This is a genomic window from Sporomusa aerivorans, from assembly GCF_041428895.1.
Lineage (GTDB): Bacteria > Bacillota > Negativicutes > Sporomusales > Sporomusaceae > Sporomusa > Sporomusa aerivorans.
Genome location: NZ_CP156926.1, coordinates 1,490,801 through 1,512,142 on the forward strand (window position 1 = coordinate 1,490,801; position 21,342 = coordinate 1,512,142).

At 51.1% G+C, this 21,342-nt stretch carries 18 protein-coding genes; 11 read left to right on the forward strand and 7 right to left on the reverse strand.

What is annotated here, in order from left to right:
* The first annotated feature begins 1 nt into the window (after position 1).
* Positions 2 to 1,024 carry an NAD(P)H-dependent flavin oxidoreductase gene (locus tag SATMO3_RS06725; RefSeq protein WP_371379266.1) on the forward strand — a complete coding sequence of 341 codons (1,023 nt, stop codon included), beginning with the start codon at positions 2 to 4 and terminating at the stop codon, positions 1,022 to 1,024.
* Between the two features lie 118 nt (positions 1,025 to 1,142).
* Here the strand turns inward: SATMO3_RS06725 and SATMO3_RS06730 are convergent, their stop codons facing one another.
* Positions 1,143 to 3,263 carry an ATP-binding protein gene (locus SATMO3_RS06730; protein ID WP_371379267.1) on the reverse strand — a complete coding sequence of 707 codons (2,121 nt, stop codon included), beginning with the start codon at positions 3,261 to 3,263 and terminating at the stop codon, positions 1,143 to 1,145.
* A 452-nt stretch (positions 3,264 to 3,715) separates the two neighbouring features.
* Here SATMO3_RS06730 and SATMO3_RS06735 point away from each other — a divergent pair, with 452 nt between their 5' ends.
* From SATMO3_RS06735 to SATMO3_RS06770, 8 genes are all read left to right on the forward strand, one after another.
* The gene (locus SATMO3_RS06735) at positions 3,716 to 5,374 is read left to right on the forward strand and encodes a PucR family transcriptional regulator (RefSeq protein WP_371379270.1); all 1,659 of its coding nucleotides are present in this window, start codon (positions 3,716 to 3,718) and stop codon (positions 5,372 to 5,374) included.
* Positions 5,375 to 5,480: 106 nt separating this feature from the next.
* Entirely contained in the window at positions 5,481 to 6,131 is a 651-nt protein-coding gene (locus SATMO3_RS06740) for an AroM family protein (protein ID WP_371379272.1), read from the forward strand.
* Positions 6,132 to 6,134: 3 nt separating this feature from the next.
* Positions 6,135 to 7,727, forward strand: coding sequence for an OPT/YSL family transporter (locus SATMO3_RS06745; RefSeq protein ID WP_371379275.1), 1,593 nt, complete (start codon positions 6,135 to 6,137; stop codon positions 7,725 to 7,727).
* 71 nt (positions 7,728 to 7,798) lie between these two features.
* A complete protein-coding gene (locus tag SATMO3_RS06750) occupies positions 7,799 to 8,737 on the forward strand; it encodes a DUF1177 domain-containing protein (RefSeq protein ID WP_371379277.1) in 939 nt (312 codons plus the stop codon).
* Positions 8,737 to 9,588 (forward strand): hypothetical protein, encoded by an 852-nt coding sequence (locus tag SATMO3_RS06755; protein WP_371379280.1) that lies wholly within the window; start codon positions 8,737 to 8,739, stop codon positions 9,586 to 9,588. The genes SATMO3_RS06750 and SATMO3_RS06755 overlap by 1 nt, the downstream gene beginning before the upstream one ends.
* Positions 9,573 to 10,244, forward strand: a complete 672-nt coding sequence (locus tag SATMO3_RS06760) for an AroM family protein (protein ID WP_371379283.1) — start codon at positions 9,573 to 9,575, stop codon at positions 10,242 to 10,244. The genes SATMO3_RS06755 and SATMO3_RS06760 overlap by 16 nt, the downstream gene beginning before the upstream one ends.
* 84 nt (positions 10,245 to 10,328) lie before the next feature.
* A complete protein-coding gene (locus SATMO3_RS06765; RefSeq protein WP_371379285.1) occupies positions 10,329 to 11,393 on the forward strand; it encodes a DUF917 domain-containing protein in 1,065 nt (354 codons plus the stop codon).
* Positions 11,394 to 11,428: 35 nt separating this feature from the next.
* A complete protein-coding gene (locus SATMO3_RS06770; RefSeq protein WP_371379288.1) occupies positions 11,429 to 12,382 on the forward strand; it encodes an aminopeptidase in 954 nt (317 codons plus the stop codon).
* A gap of 303 nt (positions 12,383 to 12,685) precedes the next feature.
* On the opposite strand, the gene SATMO3_RS06775 is transcribed toward SATMO3_RS06770, so the two are convergent.
* The gene (locus SATMO3_RS06775; protein ID WP_371379291.1) at positions 12,686 to 13,645 is read right to left on the reverse strand and encodes an N-acetylmuramoyl-L-alanine amidase; all 960 of its coding nucleotides are present in this window, start codon (positions 13,643 to 13,645) and stop codon (positions 12,686 to 12,688) included.
* A gap of 168 nt (positions 13,646 to 13,813) precedes the next feature.
* Here SATMO3_RS06775 and SATMO3_RS06780 point away from each other — a divergent pair, with 168 nt between their 5' ends.
* Together SATMO3_RS06780 and SATMO3_RS06785 are read left to right on the forward strand one after the other, a co-directional pair.
* A complete protein-coding gene (locus tag SATMO3_RS06780) occupies positions 13,814 to 14,389 on the forward strand; it encodes a beta-class carbonic anhydrase (protein WP_371381677.1) in 576 nt (191 codons plus the stop codon).
* A 36-nt stretch (positions 14,390 to 14,425) separates the two neighbouring features.
* Positions 14,426 to 14,812, forward strand: a complete 387-nt coding sequence (locus tag SATMO3_RS06785) for a hypothetical protein (protein ID WP_371379293.1) — start codon at positions 14,426 to 14,428, stop codon at positions 14,810 to 14,812.
* A gap of 158 nt (positions 14,813 to 14,970) precedes the next feature.
* Here the strand turns inward: SATMO3_RS06785 and SATMO3_RS06790 are convergent, their stop codons facing one another.
* The 5 genes from SATMO3_RS06790 to SATMO3_RS06810 all read right to left on the reverse strand — a co-directional run bounded on the left by SATMO3_RS06790 (position 14,971) and on the right by SATMO3_RS06810 (position 21,099).
* Positions 14,971 to 16,317 carry a gluconate:H+ symporter gene (locus SATMO3_RS06790; protein ID WP_371379295.1) on the reverse strand — a complete coding sequence of 449 codons (1,347 nt, stop codon included), beginning with the start codon at positions 16,315 to 16,317 and terminating at the stop codon, positions 14,971 to 14,973.
* A gap of 130 nt (positions 16,318 to 16,447) precedes the next feature.
* Positions 16,448 to 17,728, reverse strand: a complete 1,281-nt coding sequence (gene larA / locus SATMO3_RS06795; RefSeq protein WP_371379298.1) for a nickel-dependent lactate racemase — start codon at positions 17,726 to 17,728, stop codon at positions 16,448 to 16,450.
* Between the two features lie 64 nt (positions 17,729 to 17,792).
* Complete coding sequence (gene pdxA / locus SATMO3_RS06800) at positions 17,793 to 18,809, reverse strand: 4-hydroxythreonine-4-phosphate dehydrogenase PdxA (protein WP_371379301.1); 1,017 nt, start codon at positions 18,807 to 18,809, stop codon at positions 17,793 to 17,795.
* A 117-nt stretch (positions 18,810 to 18,926) separates the two neighbouring features.
* Entirely contained in the window at positions 18,927 to 20,207 is a 1,281-nt protein-coding gene (locus tag SATMO3_RS06805; protein ID WP_371379304.1) for a four-carbon acid sugar kinase family protein, read from the reverse strand.
* Between the two features lie 37 nt (positions 20,208 to 20,244).
* On the reverse strand, positions 20,245 to 21,099 hold the full coding sequence (locus SATMO3_RS06810) for a MurR/RpiR family transcriptional regulator (protein ID WP_371379307.1): 855 nt from the start codon (positions 21,097 to 21,099) through the stop codon (positions 20,245 to 20,247).
* Positions 21,100 to 21,342: the final 243 nt, after the last annotated feature.

The window sequence follows — 21,342 nt, forward strand, 5'->3', positions numbered from 1 at the left end:
TTTGAAATTAAATGAGCTAAAAATTGGATCACATATAGCAAAAGTTCCAATTATACAAGGTGGAATGGCGGTTCGCATTTCTACTGCGAGACTGGCTGCCGCAGTTGCTGAAGAGGGTGGCGTTGGATTAATTGCAGCGACCTGCATGAGCTTTGAAGAGTTGCGGGCAGAGATTCGTTTGGCGCGTTCCTTGACCAGCGGCATCATTGGGATTAATGTATTGGTAGCTTCTCAAGTATTCTCTGATTTAGTAAAGATTGCAATTGAAGAAGGAATTGATTTGGTAGTAGCAGGTGCGGGATTTTCGCGTGAAGTTTTTAAATTAGGGGAGAAAGCCGGCACGCCTATAGTTCCGATTGTCTCCAGTGTTAAAGGCGCAAAACTCTCAGAAGTCCTAGGCGCTACTGCTATTATCGTTGAGGGAAAAGAAGCAGGTGGACATTTGGGGACAAATCAATCAATTAGAACAATTTTTCCGGCGATTAAGCAATCCGTAAATATACCTGTTGTAGCAGCCGGCGGCATTATGAACGGGAAAGATATTGTCGACATGATCAATCTGGGGGCTGATGGTGTTCAAATGGGAACTCGTTTTGCCGCCAGTGAAGAGGCAAACGGTGCACCCGCTTTAAAGGAATTTTATTTACGGGCTCAGTGGAAAGATATACTTTTAATTGATAGTCCACTTGGATTGCCAGGAAGGTCTATACAAAACCCTTTTGTAAAAAAACTTGCCGAGGGATATGTTCCGGCACCAGAGCATTGCCGAAACTGCTTAAAACATTGTACAAGGAATTTTTGTATTGTTGATGCACTAATTCGGGCTCAGCAGGGAGAGGTCGATACTGGTTTGGTATTTTCAGGAGAATACATACATAAAATTGGTGAAATATTGTCTGTGCGCGAAATTTTTGCCCGCTTGCTGCGGGAAGTTGGAGAAGTGAAAGCGGGCAATAGGCAAAACGGGAATTGGACTGTTGACAGGGCGTATAAAGACTGCTCGTTGGTTTCCTTTCAAGGGTAGTTTATAACTCTAATACATTAATTGTAAAAATAAATACAAAAACAGTCATAACTCAAACTGAAGCTATGGCTGTTTTTTATCTATGTATGTATTACTGTTAGCCGGTGAGAACAGACACCTACAGCCCAAAGCTGACTGTGAACTTCGTCCCGCTGCACGAAGTCTCAACCGTTATTCTGGCGTTATGCCGGTCGGCGATGCGGTAGCAGACTGCCAGGCCCAGTCCGGTTCCGGTAGCTTTGGTCGTCAGAAAGGGAGTCCCTAATTTGTCCAGTATCTCCGGTGATATCCCCGGGCCGTTGTCACTGATACTCAGTACTGCGCCGTCACTATCCACACCGGTTTCGATTACCAGCGTCTTGCCAGGCTCCATGGCCTCGAAGCCGTTGCGGGCTAAGTTCAGGAGAAGCTGGCGGATCTCCTTTTCATCCATGCAGAAATTGGGAATAGCACGCAAATTTATTTTTAGTTTATGCCCGGTGCGCAGCGCTTCTGCTTGCAGGAGCGGTTGCAGCGCGCTGATCACATCGTTTAAATTATACAATTTCAGTTCTATTGCTCTGTTTTTTGCCAAAGACAAGAAGTCGGTTATGATGGCATTGGCGCGGTCGAGTTCTTCAATCATGATTGCAAATTGTTCGCGGTATTTGTCAATCTCTGCTTTGCGCTGGAATATCTGCAGGTAGCCGCGCACCGTAGTTAATGGGTTGCGAACTTCATGGCCAATGGCTGCCGCCATCTCGCCGACCGTGTTCAGGCGATCGAGCCGCTGCAATTCGGCATCTATTTTTTTTCTTTCCGTGATATCCTCCAATACGCTCAACAAAGATTCCACTCGCCCCTGCTCATCAAGTTCCGGGATGGCATGGATACGGTAATCCTTGATGCTTCCGTCTAAGCTTGGGTACTGGGTTTCGAATTCCACTACGCGGCGGGTATGCAGGGCTTGGTGGAATTTTTCCTGCCACGGCCGGTAAACCTCCTCAGAAATACCAATTTCCCGCCAGGTTTTCCCTTTAAGCAGCGCGGCGTTGAACCCTATAGTGTCCTCCCAGTGCGATGCCGCATACATATAGCGTAATTCTGTATCGTAGCGTGATATTCCCATGGGGATATTTTCGATTAGTGTCCGGTACTGGCGTTCGCTGCGTTTCAGTTCTTCCGTCCGCTCTTCCACGAGCTTTTTAAGATTATTACGATGCTGGCGCAGCTCTTCCGATAAGAGGCGATATTCCCCCACGCTCTCTTTCAGGGCTATTTCCGCTCTTTTGCAGGCAGTGATATCCGTGAAGGTAGTGGCAATTATACCTGGGGCAGGGCTGTAGGCGCTCACCAGCATCCAACGATCCAAAGATGCGGCGTATTCTTCGAAGGTTAACGGCTGCCCGGTACTGGCGACCTGCTTGTACTTTTCGAACCAGGCAGGGTTTACCGGAGTGGAAAAATCGAGCACTCTTCTATTTAGGACTTCTTCACGTTTACGGCCGGTTTGCCACTCATAGGCAGGATTAACGTCGAGAATTAGCATGTCGAGGACCTCGCCGGATTCGGAATAAATTATCTTCATCAGCACAAAGCCTTCGTACATTGACTCGAACAGCAGACGGTATTTTTCCTCGCTCGCCCGGAGGGCCGCCTCAGCCTGAGCCTGGACAAGGATGTCGGCCGCCTGGCAAGCCAGTAGATCGATGAAATGTAAGTTGAGCTTATCCTGCCGGATGGTTTGCCGGTAGTGGGTGCTCAGCATGCCCACAAGCAGCCCATCCCGGCTGATTAACGGTGTGGACTGAATGGCCATTACACCCGCCTCCAGTAAGACCGCAAGGGCGGGTGTACCTATGAAAACAGGACTTTTTCTCACATCCTCGATAAGCACCCGTTGTCGCTTTTCATACGCCACGCCGCAGGGCGTACGATCACAGTAGTCAGTGCAGGCGTTGGTGAAGAAATCCAGGAAGTGCGGGTGAAAGCCTTTGTGGACACTTATTTTGAGTGTGCCGGACTGCTCATCCCAGAGCTGTATGGCGCCCATATCGGCTCCTGACAAAGTGATCGCGGTGCTGAGAACTTCCGCCATTACCTCGTTTAAATTGCCAGGGCTGACCGGACAGGTACTGAGCTCGTAAAGATGCCTGATTGCGGCAAATTCTGACGGTTGCCGCTTGCGAGAGTGGTTCGAAGGGATTGCCTGGTTTAGCCTGCGAAGTTTCCGTCCCAGCCCATGACTCTCTTTGCTCAAATCTCATCATCTCCAATGGACCCGCCAAACGTTCAATACATTATCTTTGACAATATTCGATTTTATCCACTATTTTCCTTCCCGGCCTCGCGTTTTGTTTCAGCGTTGTGCTTAACGGCCGTCAGGAAGTCCGTTTACAGGAAAATTTAGTGGAATCAACGCGGGAAGTTCTCAAAAAAATGTCCTGTTTACGTAGCGGTTACTACAAGGAGATATGAGTTTAGTAACGAATGCTATATTACAGTTTATGCAGTTAAATGAGTAAAAAATAAGAAGGGCAGGGGTTGCGTTACAGATTCGCAAGCGTCCCGGGAGACAATTGAGATAATTATCAGTACTTTATATAAAAAGAAAATCTCAAACTGTTGCAGTATAGAGTATCAGTTATCTATTGGTATAAGGAGGCACAACCGGTCCCGAACCGATAGAACAGTGGGAAAGGCGGTAGACGGATGGCAATAACGGTCCGGCAGGCACTAAGCATCGGTGGTTTGAGTCAGGCAGTTTTGCTTGCAGGACATGGCGGCCTTGACAGGACAATTCAATGTGTGGATGTTCTGGAGGTTCCCGATTCTTCAGGCTGGCTGCGCCCCCATGAATTAGTGGTAACAACTTGCTATGCGGTGAAAGACAATGCTGAGGCGCAACTCAATATTATCCGAGTGATGGCGCAGGCTAACAGTGCGGTACTGGCGGTTAAATTTGGCCGGTTTATCGGCACGGTACCGCCTGAGATGTGTCAACTGGCCGATGAGATGAATATTCCCTTGCTTAATATTCCTAACAATGTATCCTTTATGGATATAACCCTGCCGGTAATGACGGCCATTATTAACGTTCAATCGTTACAGTTGCAATATTCGGAAGAGGTCCGCCACAAGATGACCCGGATCTCGCTGGAGGCCAACAGCCTGACACCGGTGGCGGAAACATTGGCCGAGCTGATAGAGCACGATGTTATTATCTGCAATGCCGAAATGCAGTATTTGGCAAGGGCGGGAAAGGAATGTACGGTATTTTATCAGTTTTTTCCCGATGAGGTAGAGAATACTCGGCATGCCGGGTTAAGCAATACGATTATTGGCTGGGCCGCAAGCGGCAAGCGGACGTTTGCCTTCTTTCCCATCCATGTCCGGCAACGCCGCTATGGTTACATTCTGGTAGATTTGCAGGAGCCGTTAACCGATCTGCACAGCATTGCCATCGAACATGCCATCACGGTAGCTGCTGTGCAGCTGGTGAAGGAAGAAGCGGTTGTCCAGGCGCAGAAAAGCTATCAGCGTGATTTGCTGGAAGATTTAATATCAGGTGCGTTTAAGTCGAAGGAACTGGCATTCGGCAGGGCGGAAGCACTGGGACTTTCCTTGAATAAAAAGCAAATCATAATCATCATTGACATTGATAATTTTTCCGGCTTTATTGAACGGACGCAGCTGAATGATGAAGAAAGCGCCGCTTGGCTAAAAAATCAACTGGCATCTATTGTCAGCAATTGCGTGCACCGGATAGACTGGCGTGCACTGGTAGTGCAGCGAAGCGACAGTGTGGTCGTAATCATGCCGGCCCCCCTGCATGATCACGGCAGCAACGGTCAGGGAGCTATGCGCGCGATATTGCAGCAGTTAGCCCAGAATATCCAAAAAAAAGTGAGTGAAGAGTGCCAGGACGTTACGGTGTCCATCGGTATTAGTTCCTTGATTGATGATCCACTGGCGATCGCTCCCCAGTATCAGGAAGTAAGAAGTGCTATAAAACTAACGCGGAAAATGCAGGGAGAAGGCAGAATTGCTTTTTGGGAAGACGTAGAGATCTATTCGCTGCTTGGGCAGCTGGGACAGCCGCTGGAGCGTTTTTATGATGCGAAGTTAGGACAACTGGATTGTCCTGCCGTAAAGAACAGGGAAGAACTGATCAACACGTTGAAGGTCTTCCTGGAGTGTCAGGGGAATTCGGTAGAGACTGCGGAGAAGCTGTTTATTCACCGCAATACTTTGCGCTACCGGCTGCAGCGCATTGAACAGATCCTGGGTCTTGACCTGTCCCCGCCGGAGGAACGCTTTACCCTGTGGCTGGCCGTGAATGTTCGCGCATTGCTAAAAGGAAAAAGGTAATTTATTCAGACCGTACAAAAAAACGGTCTGTTTTTTATGCGCATTGGATGAAGACGTTTGTATTCTGATCGGGTATCATAATAGTAACATTGGGGGAGGGAAGATTATGCTGGCGGTAATTCGTGTATTAACTAGCGAGGATGATGGCCTGCTGCAGCAGCATGGCCGTATTATTACAGCGACATTTGGCCTGGAAACCAAAAGTTATTGTATTCCGGATCAATATCAGGGTGTATACAATGACGCCACCCGGGAGCAGGCCATACCTAAAATTGTGCGGCTTGCCCAACAAGCCGAGCGGGAAGGGGCCAAGGCCGTCTTAATCAGTTGTGCAGCCGATCCCGGCCTGGAAGAAGCAAGGGCCGCCTGTAAACTGCCGGTCATTGGCGCCGGGTCTGCCCTGGCGGCTGTGGGCATGGCCATAAGCGGGCAAATTGGAGTTTTGAACCTGACAGGCCCGACGCCGACCGGGATAGTGGCAATGCTTGGCAGCCGGTTAGTAGCCGAGGCCAGTCCACAGGGCGTCCGTAATACGACCGAGTTGCTGACCAATAAAGCGGCGGCGCTGGCGGCGGCGCAAACGCTGCTTAACCAAAAAGCGCAAGTCATTTTACTGGCCTGTACAGGCTATACGACAATTGGCATGGCTGACGCTATTACCGAAAGTCTTGGCTGCCAAGTGGTTGATGCCGTACAGGCCGGCGGTCTGATGGCGCAGTATATTCTAAAAGCTAGAGGAGAAAGAAGGGGTGGCTGACAGATGGATCACAGCAGGGATGATAAGCACCCGCGGGCCTTTGAACCAACGGTATTCATTTTAAATATTGTGCTGGCTGTTTTGGGTGCCATTATCGGTATGCAAATCATCACAACACTGGGGGTAACTCCTAACACCGCCTTAATCGGCGTGCTGGTGGCAATCGGACTTTCCCGCCTGCCGGGAAGCATTTTTTCCAGGTATCGTTCCATTCACCGGCAGAATCTGGCGCAGTCCAATATTTCCTGCTCCACGTTTGCGGCCGCTAATTCGTTGCTGTTACCCATCGGCATACCCTATTTATTTGGCATGCCTGACATGATTATTCCGATGTTAATCGGGGCGACAATGGGGATGCTCATTGACACCGCCATGCTGTACTGGTTTTTTGATTCGCGGATATTTCCCGGTTCTGCCGCCTGGCCGCCGGGAGTGGCGGCCGCCGAAGCCATTTATGCCGGCGATGAGGGCGGTAAGCGGGCCAAGTTCCTCCTGTGGGGATCGATTATCGGACTGGCCGGATCGTATTTGAAAATTCCCATGTCCGCGCTGGGGGTCGCCTTTATCGGTAATATCTGGGCGCTGTCCATGTTCGGAGCCGGACTTATTATCCGCGGCTATTCAACAAGTATTTTCGGCATTGATATCAATAAGTTATATATTCCGCACGGCATGATGATTGGCGCCGGTTTAGTGGCCGGTCTGCAAATTATCGCCATACTGGTTAAGGGGCGGAAAAACGCGACGGAAAGTGCGGCTGCTACCAGCAATGATTATACCCGCGATGACCGCGAAGTCGGCAGGGGCCTGGCCAAAGGCTTTGCCCTCTATGTAGCGGCTGCTGTTATCTTAGCGGCTATGGGAGGTTTATATACCCTGATGGCGCCGGGGCAAATGCTGGGGTGGATACTGTTTGCGGCAGTGTCCTGTATTATGGCGGAGCTGATTGTTGGCTTGTCGGCGATGCATGCCGGTTGGTTTCCCGCCTTCGCAACAACCTTAATTTTCCTTGTGATTGGTATTATAATCGGCTTTCCGCCGGTTGCGCTGGCTTTGCTGGTCGGGTTTATCGCCTCCGGCGGTCCGGCGTTTGCCGATGCCGGCTATGATCTGAAAGCAGGCTGGATGCTGCGGCGCGGTATGGACCATGCCGGTGAGATGGAAGGCCGCTGGCAGCAGATTTTGGCGGCGGTAACCGGCTCGATTGTGGCCCTTATCATGGTGCTGCTGTTCTATAAGGTATATTTCAGCCAAAATCTTGTACCGCCGGTTGACCGTGTTTTTGTGGCAACCATTAAAGCCGGCATCGATGCCAGCGTTATCCAGAATCTGCTGATCTGGGCAGTTCCGGGCGCAATTATCCAGCTTCTCGGCGGATCTTCCCGGCAAATGGGTATCATGCTGGCTACCGGCCTTTTGATTTTGAATCCCAATGCCGGCTATGCCGTCCTGGCCGGCATTATCATCCGGATTATTCTTATCAGACTCAAGGGGCAGGAGGCGGAAACCCCGATGACCATTATGGCCGCAGGTTTTATTGCCGGTGATGCTATTTACAGTTTTGTGGATTCTGCTTTTCGGGCTAAATGGAAATAAGTTTGCAGTTATAAGGTGCGGCGCGCTTTAAGGATTGGCGCGCCGCCGAAATCAGAACAGGGGGAACGAACATGGCATTAAAACAAGTATTGGAAGCGTATGAGGTTTTTGACAGCGCGTCAGTTAGTGGAAAGAGCGCTGTCGAGTTGATAAAGGCTGCAGGCATTAGTGATGTCACGGTGACACAGGTGAAAGGGAAAAAAGGCAGTACCGACTTTATCCGGGCGCGGATTGCCGGCAGCAAAGGCAAGCTGAAAGGCGGTCCGGCCCCCACTCTTGGGGTGATCGGCCGTCTGGGGGGACTGGGGGCCAGACCGGAACGGATTGGTTTTGTTTCCGATGGTGATGGCGCGCTGGCCGCGGTGGCTACGGCTATGAAACTAGGCAGGATGCAGCAAAAAGGAGATTTTTTGCTGGGTGATGTTATCATTGCCACCCATATCTGTCCGGATGCGCCGACCCGTCCGCACAGTCCGGTTCCCTTCATGGACTCGCCGGTTGAGATTAAGGATATGAATTTCTACGAAATTGATCCGGATATGGATGCCATTTTGTCGATTGACACAACCAAGGGCAACCGGGTTATCAACACCAGAGGGTTTGCGATATCACCCACCGTCAAAGAAGGTTATATTTTACGCACCAGTGAAGATCTTCTCGACATCATGCAGATTGTTACCGGCAGACTGCCGGCGGTATTTCCTATTACCACCCAGGATATCACCCCCTATGGTAACGGACTTTTCCATCTAAACAGTATTATGCAGCCGGCGGTAGCCACTGCCGCTCCGGTTGTCGGGGTGGCCATTACCGCGGAAACCGCTGTTCCCGGTTGCGCCACCGGCGCATCCCAATTGATTGATATTGAGCTGGCTGTCCGGTTTGCGATCGAGGTGGGTAAAGCTTTTACTCAGGGAATGTGTCATTTTTATGATGCGCAGGAGTTTGCCGCGATTCAGTCACTTTACGGCTCCATGCGTCATATTCAGACTGCAGGGAATAAGGCCTGATGCAGGCGCAGATTACATTAACGGTGGCCGAGGGCAAACGCCTGATTGCGGAGGCTATTTGCCGGCGGGCGGATGTGCAAAGCGCCCTGGCCGGCGGCAGAATTTTGCTAAAGGGCGGCACAACGGTCTCGGCAGTCTTAGAGCGGCTGACAGGTGAAATGCTGCGCATTTCCGGCAGGATTAGTCCCCGCGGGGCCAAGGCGTCTGCCCAGCGGGAAGGCGGTGCCCATAGTGCGGTACTTGCGCACGGGCAACTGATAAGCATGGACACTTGCTTTAGTGAAGCAGTGCAAAGTCTCGGCAAAACAGACATCGCCATTATTGGCGCCAACGCCATAGACAGCACCGGCCGGGCGGCGATGATGTTCGGCAGTCCGCTTGGCGGCATGCCGGGTTGCGGTTTGGCCGGACTTATGGCTCAGGGCTGCAAAATCATTATCGCCTGCGGCCTGGAAAAACTAATTCCCACATCAATTGACAACGCGGTGCGGTCTGCCGGGATGCAGTCCATGGACTGGTCGATGGGGATGGCGGTAGGGCTGGCGCCAATTATCGGCGAGTTGGTAACAGAGCCCGACGCTATCAGGCTGCTGGCCGATGTGGAGTGCTGTGTCATCGGTTCCGGCGGCATTGACGGCGCCGAAGGGGCGTTGACTATGGTCGTGGCCGGACGGGAAACAGAGATCGAAAAAATTGTGAAACTGGTTTTGACCTTGAAACAAACAGCGACAAGCGGCCAGGCAAACAGTCTTGCCGAGTGTACGCCCGGTAAGGCTGCTGGCTGCGGAGTGCACCGGGCCTGCGCCTGGCGCGTCCAGAAAGGAGAAAATTTGCAATGGGTAAAAAAATAGGGGCGGTTACCATTGGGCAATCCCCCCGCACGGATGTTGTACCCGAAATTTTGCAGCTAATGGGTAATATTGAGCTGGTGGAAGGCGGCGCTCTTGACGGACTTACTTACGAAGAGATTACTGCTTTGGCGCCAACCGCGGGTGACTATGTGCTGGTAACCAGACTATCTGACGGCAGAGCGGTGAAGATTGCCGAGAAATATATATTAGAGCGGCTGCAGGCTCAAATTGACAGACTGGTGAAGGAAGGGGCCGCAGGAATAGTGATGCTATGCAGCGGTGAGTTTCCTGCTTTTTCCTGTCCTAAGCCCTTACTGTACCCGCAACTCTTGCTTACCAATTTTATTCAGGCGGTGGCCGGCGGCAAGAAACTGGGCATTATTACACCGGATGCTGATCAGGTGCCGCAAGTGACAAAACGCTGGGCTGCCGCCGGTGTGGCAGCGGTACAAGCCCGGCCAGCATCGCCCTACGCGGCGGAGGCTAAGATCTGGCAGGCGGCTGACGCCTTAAAGGATTGGGGAGCCGAGTTAATTGTTATGGATTGTATTGGGTTTAATCAGTCCATGAGAAACGAAGTTACCCGGATTACCGGTGTGCCGGCGGTCCTGCCGCGTACGGTGGCCGCACGCGCGGTTGCTGAATTGTTCGCATAATGTGCAATAAAAAGTCAGAAGCCCTAAACGTATGGCACTTTAGGAGCTTCTTGCTTTTTGGGCGACGGTTAAGGAGACTTTTTTATGGCTAAAATTGTATTGGATCAGCAAAGTGTTGAATTCGCGGTGTATGGGGGCGCAGTACTGGGCTGTGGCGGGGGCGGCTGGCTCGAAGACGGCTTGCAGATCGGCCGCCTAGCTTTGGAGATTGGTCTGCCGGAGCTGCTTACGGCGGATGAACTGGCTGATGAGGACGTATTGGTGGCGGTTTCCCTGGTCGGCGCACCCGGGGCGAAGGAACGCTTTGTCAAGCCGATGTATTATGCCAAAGCGCTGGAATTGCTGCGCCGGCAACTGCCTCAGCCTATAAAGGGGATTACCACCAATGAAAATGGGGCGGGGACTACGGTTAACGGCTGGTTTCAGGCCGCGGTCAGCGGTCTGCCGGTGATTGACTGCCCCTGCAACGGACGGGCTCACCCGACCGGTCTTATGGGTTCACTCAATCTATCGGAGCAGGTCGGCTATGTGTCCTATCAGGCTGCGGTCGGCGGCAAAGGGGAACGCTACATTGAATTATGTATTGCCGGGGCACTGGATAAAGCGGCATCCCTGGTGCGCCAGGCTTCTGTGGAAGCAGGCGGTCTTGTGGCAGTGGCCCGCAATCCGGTAACAGCAGGCTATGCCAGGCAAAATGGCGCGCCCGGCGCGGTGCAGCAGGCCATGGCGGTGGGGGAAGCTCTTTTAAGCCATCGCGGTGAAGCGGCCATTGCGGCTGTAGTTGCCAAACTGGGCGGCGAAGTAGTCACCACCGGCCGGATCACTGCCTTTTCCATGGAAACGACCGGCGGCTTTGACGTCGGTAAGGTGCTGATTGAAGATAAATACGAATTATCCTTCTGGAACGAGTATATGACACTGGAGTTAAACGGCGAGCGCATGGCCACCTTTCCAGATTTAATCATGACGCTGGATGCGAAAACCGCCAGGCCTATGGTTTCGGCGTCGATTGAACAAGGCCAGGAAGTAGCGGTGATTATGGCGCCCCAAGAAAACCTGATATTAAGTACGACTATGAAAAACAAGAAGCTGCTGCAGCCTATTGAAACAATTGTCGGCAAGCCTATACTACAGTTTATTTATCCGTAGGGGTTGCTGCTGTCAACAGGATTGGAGAGAATGAAATGCAGGAAAAATTAGTCTCTGTGAGTGTAAATATCCTGAAAAATTGTCTGGGAGTAAAACCGGGGGAAAGTCTGCTCATTGTTGCTGATGAAACAAAAAGGACTTTAGCTGATGCTCTGTTTCAGGCCGGCAAAGAGTTAGGCTCCGAGGCCATGCTGGCAGTAATGCAGGCCAGAGAAAAGCCGGGGCAGGAGCCGCCGGCCGCCATTGCCGCCGCCATGGCGGCAGCTCACGTGGTTGTTGCGATCACCCAGCAATCTCTGACTCACACCCAGGCGCGAAAAAAAGCTGCGGCTGCCGGCGCCCGGGTAGCGACTATGCCGGGAATTACCCCGGAGATGTTTATGGCCGGAGCCATTACCGCTGATTACAGTCAGGTGAAAGCGATAACCGAAACCGTGACCGGCATCCTGACCCAGGGCAGGGAAGTGCGGATTGAAAAACAGGGCTATGTTCTTGAATTTTCTATTGCCGGCCGGAATGGAATAGCCAGTACAGGGGTATATCTTAACCCGGGGGAGTCAGGCAACCTGCCTTCCGGCGAAGCATACATCGCGCCGCTGGAAGGGACGGCCAACGGCCAGGTTGTGATTGACGGTTCGTTTGCCGGCATTGGCAAGCTGGCTTCCCCCTTGCTCCTGACAATCAAAGACGGGCGGCTGGTCGCGGCGGAAGGGGAGGTCAGTGAGTTGCTGCTGACTAAATTAGGTGAACAGGATGGCCGGCTGCTCGGTGAGTTCGGCATTGGCACCAATGACAAGGCGAGGATTACCGGTATCATTTTGGAAGACGAAAAAGTGTACGGAACCATCCACGTTGCCTTTGGCAGCAACGATACTTTCGGAGGAACCATCAGCGCCGGCGTTCACCTTGACGGCCTGGTCACAGAGCCCAATGTCTGGATTGACGGAAAACAAATCATGGCGAGCGGGAAGGGCTTATGGGGAAGATAGGCCTTGTTTTCGTGTTTCTCTCTTTTGGTTGGTGATGAGTCTAAGAGCCTTCCAATGGCTCAAGTGGGGTGGGGCAGGGGAAGTTTATACAATATAAATGGCAGACTGTGTGAAGATGTTCTTCATACAGTCTGCCGTCTTTTGCTTCCGCAGGTGAGTGGAATAAAGCACGCAACAGCCTGAAACCGCCAGTACTATCTAATTGCTTACGCAGCGAATTAGCAGCCTGCGGCGCTGCCTCTCCGGACACCGGATTTTGACCGGGTAAACAGGTTGCCGTCTACGCTAATGTGTTCGGTAAATTCAGCCAACGCCGGTTTGCAGGTACCAAGTGCCTTTACCGCGCAGGATATCGCCGCCTGATCCGGGGGCATCGCCCTCTTTAAGCACCCATAGATCCCAGCGCTCTACGCTGTTCTGCGGTCCGTATCTGCCTTGCGGGTAGCCGTTGGCCTCATAGCCCGGATCGCAGCCGTCCATATTATCAGCCGCTTCCGCATGAGTCATGAAGTGCTTGATATCAATGGGAATATTAAATGACTTGCTTAAAACAGCGGTAATCTGCGCCATGGCTTCAATTTGTACTGCCGTTGGCGGTTCAGGGCCCAGGTTAGTGGTTGATGTAGCGTTGTAGGCGCAAGCGGCCGCTATGCCGATTGCGCCGCTATTCCGGCAATAGGTATGACTTTTCTTGGTGCTTAAGTCGGTTGTGGTTACAAAGACCGAGCCGTCTTTGCCGATATTAAAATGGTAATCATTAAAATATTGGTCATAGTGGCCGGCAGTCCAATGATAATACACCTTAATCGGCCAGTTATAGCGCTGGGCGGCTTGCTGCAGGGCCGGTTTGGCCTGAACGGCGAGCGCTTTAATCTCAACCAGCGTAACTTGGCGCATAACCCGGGCGGCCCGTTCCTCCGAATCCGGATCATCGTGCAAATTGGGCGTATTAGTGACCTTCTGCATTTTTCTGATAGCCGCTACCTCAGTATCGATTACCCAGCCGATTAATTCTTTGGGAACGAATATATTCCGCCAGCCTAAGAGGGTATTTATCTGTTGGATTGCAACGGCTCTTTTTTCTTCATTCTCAAGCTTATCGGCCAATTCATCCAGCCTGTAAATAATACTGCGGATTATTCCCTGCAACTGGCCGTTAGGCAATTTGGCATACAGCACAAATAACGCCATGGCGACTACGTTGGCGGCTATTACTAATCCGGCTAGCCAGATAAGAATCTGAACTTCATCTGTACTTAGCATCAACGCATCCTCCTCGTCTTTTAGTATTAATATATTGAGTGGAGGACGCTTTTGCCACAATAATGCCCAAACGGTTAACTAATGCTTGTTTCAGGCTGGAATCCGCCGGCTATTTGCGGTATCATTGACTTATGGCCTGTAGGATGCAGGAAAAAGGGGGAATTAATGATGAATATGTTGGAGCAGATACTGGCAGCCAACAAACAATTTGTTGCGAATTTAATGATAAAATCCATGGACGTCAGCTCTGGCAGCGGTAAACTGCCTTCACGGGAATTAGCTATCTTTACCTGTATGGATACCCGCCTGGTGGAATTTTTGGAGCCTGCCATGGGGATATCGCGGGGCCAGGCAAAGGTTATAAAAAATGCCGGGAATACGATTACCGGTCCTTTTGAAGCAACCATCCGTAGTTTGGTGATCGGCATCTTTGAACTCGGCGTAAAAGAGATCATGGTAATTGGTCACCTGGACTGCGGTGTGGCGACTACTGACTCGAAAAAGCTGATTCAGAAAATGCTGGCCAGAGGCATATCGGCGGATGCCATCAAGATGATTGAAAAGGAACTGGAGCAATGGATCGACCATTTTCATCATCCCCTGGAAAACGTGGAGGAAGCAGTGTTGAAAATTCGCAGCAATCCCCTTATCCCCAAAGACGTGCCTGTCCACGGGCTGATGTTTAATCCGCATACGGGAGACCTTAGCATTGTAGTAAATGGCTATGGCCATACCAGAGACTGATTACATGACCTACAGGCGGATTGGAGAAACCCAGGTATGAACCTTTATCTTGTTCTTGGCGCGACAAATTCGGTCATCAGCCATGCTGAAGTTTTCCGGGAGGTTTCGCTGGTGGCCGAGGCGATTAAAAATTTTGTGGGGTGCGATAGCGGGCCGGCGGAAGGCGGGGCGATTGTCAGTTCTGTTATTGATAAGGTAACCCGCCGGGCCATGTATTTGCCGCTTGCAGTTGACCCGGCCAAATATAAAAATGAAGTTTATGTTTTGGTCAGTTCTGTACCCTATCTTCATAGCACTACCCGTGCCCGTGTTTTCTACGATGAGGCTGAGGCTAAAGCCGAAGTGAAGAGTTTTAACTCTGCGGTGAGCAGGGCAAGCTTTCATGCCTACCTATTTACGTATCGTCTTTACCCGGAGCAGTAGTCTTACCGGTGATCGCCCAAATAAAAAGAAGCCTTAGCTACTCATTATGACCGGGTAGCTAAGGCTTCTTATATTTTCCGGATAGAAAGTATAACTTTCGCCTGATCAGGGCAACATCGACTTCCGCTTTCGCCAAAGGCTCGCGGAAGCATGTATGATTATGCCTGTCCTAAGACTTTAGCAAGCGTAAGTACGGCGACAAGACCGATAACCGATGCTATGGTAGTTGCTGCGGTATAAATACCGAACATTTTGTTCATCGGGATCCCCATGGACTCTTTTACAAACCAGAAGCCCGGGTCGGTTACGTGCGACAAGCCAATTGCGCCGGCGCCAATGGCAACAGCTACCAAAGCCGGGTCAAGGCCCGGGTAGGCGGCGAGCACCGGTGTGATGAAGCCGGCGGAGGTCATCATGGCCACGGTGGCGCTGCCAATGGCAAAACGCATAACGATGGCAATAACCCAGGCCATGATGAGCGGACTGATCTGAATGGCGGTCAGTACGCCTTTTAACACTTCGCCGATGCCGCTGTCTAAGATTACACGGTTGAACGCGCCGGCGGCGCCAATTACGAGAATGATGGTTGCCATCGGGCCCATAGCCGATTCGGTCCGCTTAGCCAGGTCGGTAAGCGAGTGGCCGCGTTTATAGCCCATAACATAATAAGAAACAATGGCGGCGAGGAAAAGCGCGGTAATCGGGCTGCCAAAGAAGCTTACCCAAGGCATATACGGGGCATTTTTATCTGCAACCAGCTCGATAATGGTTTTACCAATCATGAGGAGCAGCGGCAGAAGAATGGTAAACAGGGTAATACCGAAAGAAGGGAGTTTTTCTTCAGGAGTTGGCTCTAATTTGCAGTACGCTTCAGGCGGCTGGAAGTCATTCTTCTTGGCAATCAGGCCGCCAAAGATTGGACCGGCAATAATGGATGCAGGGATACCAACTAATAAACCATAGAAAATAACTTTGCCGACATCGGCTTTTAACGCCAGGGTAATGGCCATAGCTGCCGGATGCGGCGGCACAATGCAGTGGACTACGGTAAGGGCGGTAAGCATGCCTAAGGCAACTTTAACCAAAGGTTGTTTAGACTCAAGCACTACACAGAACAGAATAGGTGTGAGCAAAACGATGCCCACTTGCAGGAATACGGGAATACCGCAGATATAGGCAACGATCATCATGGCCCAGGCGGCATTATTTTTGCCCATATAATTGATCAGAGTGCGGGAAAGCTTTTCGGCCCCGCCGGAGATTTCCATCATCTTGCCGATAATGGCGCCAAGGGCGAGGATGGGGGCGAGAAAGCCCAAGGTACCGCCCATCCCTGTTTCGATGGATGAGCCAATTTTGTTTAACGGCATTCCGGTTGCAAAGGCAATTAGGAAACAGGCGCCTAACAGTGATATAAAAGCATGAATCCTGAATTTAATACTGAGAACAATGATAAAAAGAATTGCTACGCCTAAAATAGAAAGCATGGCGGTAGAATAGTCCATTATTAATATTCACCTCTGATTTTTTTGTCCTGATGGAAGAGATACCTTCCGCCTGGATAAGGGCAACACCGGCTTCCGCTTTCGCTAAAGCGCAGCGCAAGCCGTGTTTTCTTCATCCAGACAGCAACGGTTAGCGGTTATCCGGGACGATGGGCAACATATCCGGAGCATGGGTTAATACGGTTACTCTGGCAGCATTACCCTGTTTGGCCAAGGCAGCGTCAAAGGCCTGCTGCACGCTGGCAAAGGGAACAAAACCGAGTTTGCGAACCTCTTCATCGGTTACACCGTTAGAGACGAAATAGACATCTTCCCGTTCCTTGACCTGAGCCCAGGCGATCGCTAAAGCGGCGGCGACTTCGTCGTGCACTTGACCTTTATCTACCATTTCACGTAAATCTTTGGCCGAGTGGCAGGTAATATCGGACATCTCGCCGTGGGTAACAGCGATACCTTCGTAGCACGGAGTGGCCAAAATAACAGTACCGCCTGCTTTAACAGCCAAGTCGGAAGGATAAAGCGTTTTGTGCGCTTGCCAGAACTCAATATCACAGGGATGAGAGCTTGAGATAACAATGTCGGCGGCTTCCGGAATGTTAACGGCATAGACCTCACGGGCTAATTTGACCCCTTCGGTGAAGGCTTCTTCCACATGGCCGAAGAAAGCGCCAACTACTTCGCCGTGCCGGTTGAGTACGGTATTGAATATGGTGTGCATACCGATTTTGTCGGCAATCATATTAAGTTCCTCGCGCACCGGGTTATTTTCGATACCCAGATAGGACCGGGGAGCTCTTACGCTGAGCAAATGGGTTTCAGCAGTAGTCTTTTCGCCTGATATACCCGGCTGGACGATTTTGGCGCCGCCGGCAAAGCCCGGAATATGGTGCGGCACTATGCTGCCTACGCCAATCTTGAAGTCGGCTTCATAGGTTTCTTTATTCACCAAAATCTTAGTGCCGTTGGCGGTTACGCCAAGGTCTACCAGAGCGTCCGGATTTTTGAAGTCATGGTTTTTGATTTTCACGCGTTGTGCAACTTCTGCGCCGAACTTAAGCTCAATTTCTTCCGCGGTCATAAAGCGGTGTGTGCCAAGGGCAATGATAATAGTGATCTGCTCATCTTTAATGCCGGCTGCATTCATTTCGTTTAATAAAACAGGGATTATTTTATCGGTAGGAGTCAACCGTGTATTGTCATCAGCCACAATGACAACGTTTTTTACTCCCTGAACCAAATCGCGCAGCGGTTTGGTTCCAATCGGGTTTTGCAAGCACCGGCTGATTTCTTGCGGGAGGTCGGCAACAGGCGCTACATCCTTGGGTGAATACACACCGATAAGATTTTTCTCTGGTACAATTACATCTACTTCTTCCTGGCCATAGGGGAGTTTAACCTTGATCTCAGACATTAGGTATACTTCCTTTCTCGCTTTGTTGGTTACGGAAAATGGGTCTTCTTTATAAAAATAAAAACTACTTGGCCGTTTGTGCGCCGATGGCAACACGGGCGGCAAACTCAATGGCGGCTTTCATGCTGCCGTCCTCGGCAATACCCTGACCGGCGATATCAAAAGCAGTACCGTGGTCCACCGAAGAGCGGATAAATGGCAGACCTACAGTTACATTGATCCCGCTGTCAAAGCCAAGTAATTTAATTGGTATATGGCCCTGATCGTGATACATTACAACTACGATATCGAACTCTTTGCGACAGGCGGCCCGGTAAAAGACAGTGTCGGGTGAGATGGGACCGGTAACGGTCATGCCAGCCTTACAGGCTTCCTCTACCGCCGGCACAATTTCATCGACTTCTTCCCGGCCAAACAGGCCGTTTTCACCGGCATGGGCGTTGAACCCGGCAACAGCAATACGGGGCTTAGCTATGCCCAGTAACCGCAGTGTGCGGTCAGCAAGCCGGATAATACGGAGGACGCGCTCTTTGGTTATCAGACTGGAAGCCTGCACCATGGATACATGGGTGGTAACGTGGATGACCCGGAGTGTTTCGCTGGCCAGGAGCATGGCGTAATCATGCGAATGGCTGAGTTCGCCGAGAATTTCAGTGTGTCCGGGGAAATCATGACCGCCAAGATGAAGCGCCTCTTTATTGAGAGGGGCGGTGACAATTCCGGCCACTTCCTTGGCCATGGCGGCCTGTACGGCTGATTCAACATACTGGTAAGCGGCATGGCCGGCCTCGGCGCTTATCTTGCCAAAAGGCAGACCGGCCGGTATATTGTCAAAATCAAGCACATCGATATTGCCGTGCTGGAAAACGCCTTCAGCAATTTTTGCATGTCCCAGGACTTTAAGCGGGCTTTTAAGAATTTTGGCAGCCTGCTCGATGCGTTTGGCATCGCCAAACACCAGCGGGCGGCAAATCTCGTACATGCTTTTGTCAGCCAAAGCCTTCACGATAATTTCCGGACCGCAGCCGGCGGCATCACCCATGGTTAATGCCAGAATAGGTAGCGTTGAATTTTGCTTCATAAATTATTCACCTCATATATAGTACCAATAAAGTTTAACAGGCAGGGTGTCAGCGAAAGCGCAGGTTAGCGCAACCCGTTATTGACACTGTGCCGAGAATAAAATCTTTACTGGATTTTATACAGCCCTGATCTTGTGGGTTGCTTTAAGTAAAGCGTCGGCGTCGCCAAAGGCTCCTGCCTTGGTGACAACCCGTAATGTCTTGCCGGTTGCGGTTTTCATCTCCCCCAGAGGAATTGCCGGCGCGACTTCCTCGATGACGCGTATACCCGTGACGCCAAGCGCCCGACAGACCGAAACCGCAGTATCCCCGCCTGTAAGCACGGCGCCGGCAACTTCCTGCTGCGCCAGCAGGGTCGACCCCAGCCAGCCGAGTATTTCAGCAATCGTGTTGCTGACTTCAACGCCCGACATACCCAGTTTTGCGCCAACCGCCATGGCCTTATCGATGGCGTCCGGCTGATAACCTGATGTGATTACCAGATTTTTGCCTTGAGAGAGATGGCTGGTGGCTGCGCTCAGATAGGGCGTCAGCTCATGCGGCTGCCAGGGAAGGTAGTTGGCCACTTCAATTTCTAACCATTCAAATCCCTGATTTATTAGCTGGGTGACCTGGGCTCTGGTAACGGCGCTTACGCTGCCGGCGATAACGACAACCGGTTTATTAGGCTTTATCTTCTGATTCCAACCAAAGAGCTCGGGCAGGAATTCAGCTAAACCGGCTGAACCGGACCAGAGGACGTTAGCCGATACGCTGTTTACTGCCCGCGCGGCAACAACGAAATGTTCGTCCAGCCAACCGTCGCAACTGATAATCTTACAGCCGGCTGACAACAGTTTTTGGAGGGCTGAGGCAACGGCAGCTTCCCCCCGGGTAAGTTCGGCAAAGCCTATATGGCCGACTGGCAGCGAACTTTGTTGTCTTAAGAGTTCAGGCAGCACGGTTTCGTATACAGGACATTTCGGGTCTTTGGCAATTTCCGTTGCCGAAACGGGAACCCCATGCAGCAGGTGATGGCCGCCGATCGTAGTGCGGCCGGTCTTGGGCAAGGCCGGCATGACAAACGCAAAGTCCTGTATCTTAAGATCCAGGATGGCCTGCAATTCGACGCCCACATTGCCTCGCAAGGTGGAGTCCAGCTTCTTGTAAAAATAGCGGAACCCGGTTTGCTGCGCCTGCCTGGCCACCGCCTGTACCTTTTGATAAGCGTCACCGGCCGAACTGGCCCGGCTGTTCGTGTCCATTACGACAACGCTGGCATCACCGGCCTTGTCCAGCACTGCACCTTCCAGCAGGACGTCAGTCTTTAGCCCCTGACGGGCAAATTGCACACCCGTGTCATTCGCCCCGGTAAGGTCATCCGCGATGACGATAAGTGTTCCGGTTTTTTCGTTCAATTACTCCGCCTCCTATTCATGCAGCTAAAAATAGCAGCTATCTATTAACATCACGGCACTGTTTCAGCGCCCGGCGGGACTGAGCGACCCGCTCTGAAGCAGCTTCGCCTATTTCCAAAGCCAGCATAACATAGAGAATATCGACTACGACAAGTTGGACTATACGTGAAATCATTGCATCGGAGCGCATCTTTGTATCTCTTGTGCAAGTTAAGAGATAGGCGGGTACCAGGCGGGTAACGCTTGACTCCATATAACTGGTCATTGCGCAGGTATAGCAACCGCGGTCCTTGGCCAATTTCAGGGTGCGGACGATATCGGTGGTCTCGCCGGAATGCGAGATGGCGAAAAATACTTCCTCAGGCTGGGCTATGGATGCCGCTATCGTCATAAGATGCGAATCTGTATAGGAGTGGACTCTAAGGCCCAGCCGCATTAACTTGTGCATAACATCCTGGGCGACGATGCCTGAAGCGCCCAGTCCAATTATGTGTATAGCGGAGGCTGCCCGGAGATGGGATGTGATAGCGTGCATTGCATCAGGATTGATTTGATTCTCGAGATCCGTGATTCCCTGCACGGTAGAGGCGATCACCTTACGGGTAACGTCAGGAAAAAGATCTTGGTTTTCCACTTCCTCATAGATTGGCTGCAGGACGCTCTTTTCGGGCAGCTCTTTTGCCAGGGCAATACGAAACGTTTGATAATTATCATAGCCCAGCAGCCGGTAGAAGCGAATAACGGTTGCATCGCCAACCTCGCAGCGTTCGGCTAATTCATTGATAGGGAGATTAATAACTTCCTGTACATTGTCTTTAATGTAATCAACAATACGTTCCTGCGCCTGCGTGAAACGATTGCTGTGCAAGCGAATTCGGGAGAATAGCGGCACTCTGTATTACCTCCAAACAGAGAAAATCTCCAACGTATTAACAAATCGTGAAAATTTTTTTCATGATAGATTTAGACACATAACAGCATTTTTCCTGCTAATTTTTAAAAAATTCAAGTATATTTTTATTTTCGTCAATAAAGGGCGTTGATCTCGACTGTATCTGCAACAATGTTTTACCGGATTGATTCATAAGGGCGTAACGCTCGCGGCAAATAAGATTTCAATGCCGTTACATATGCT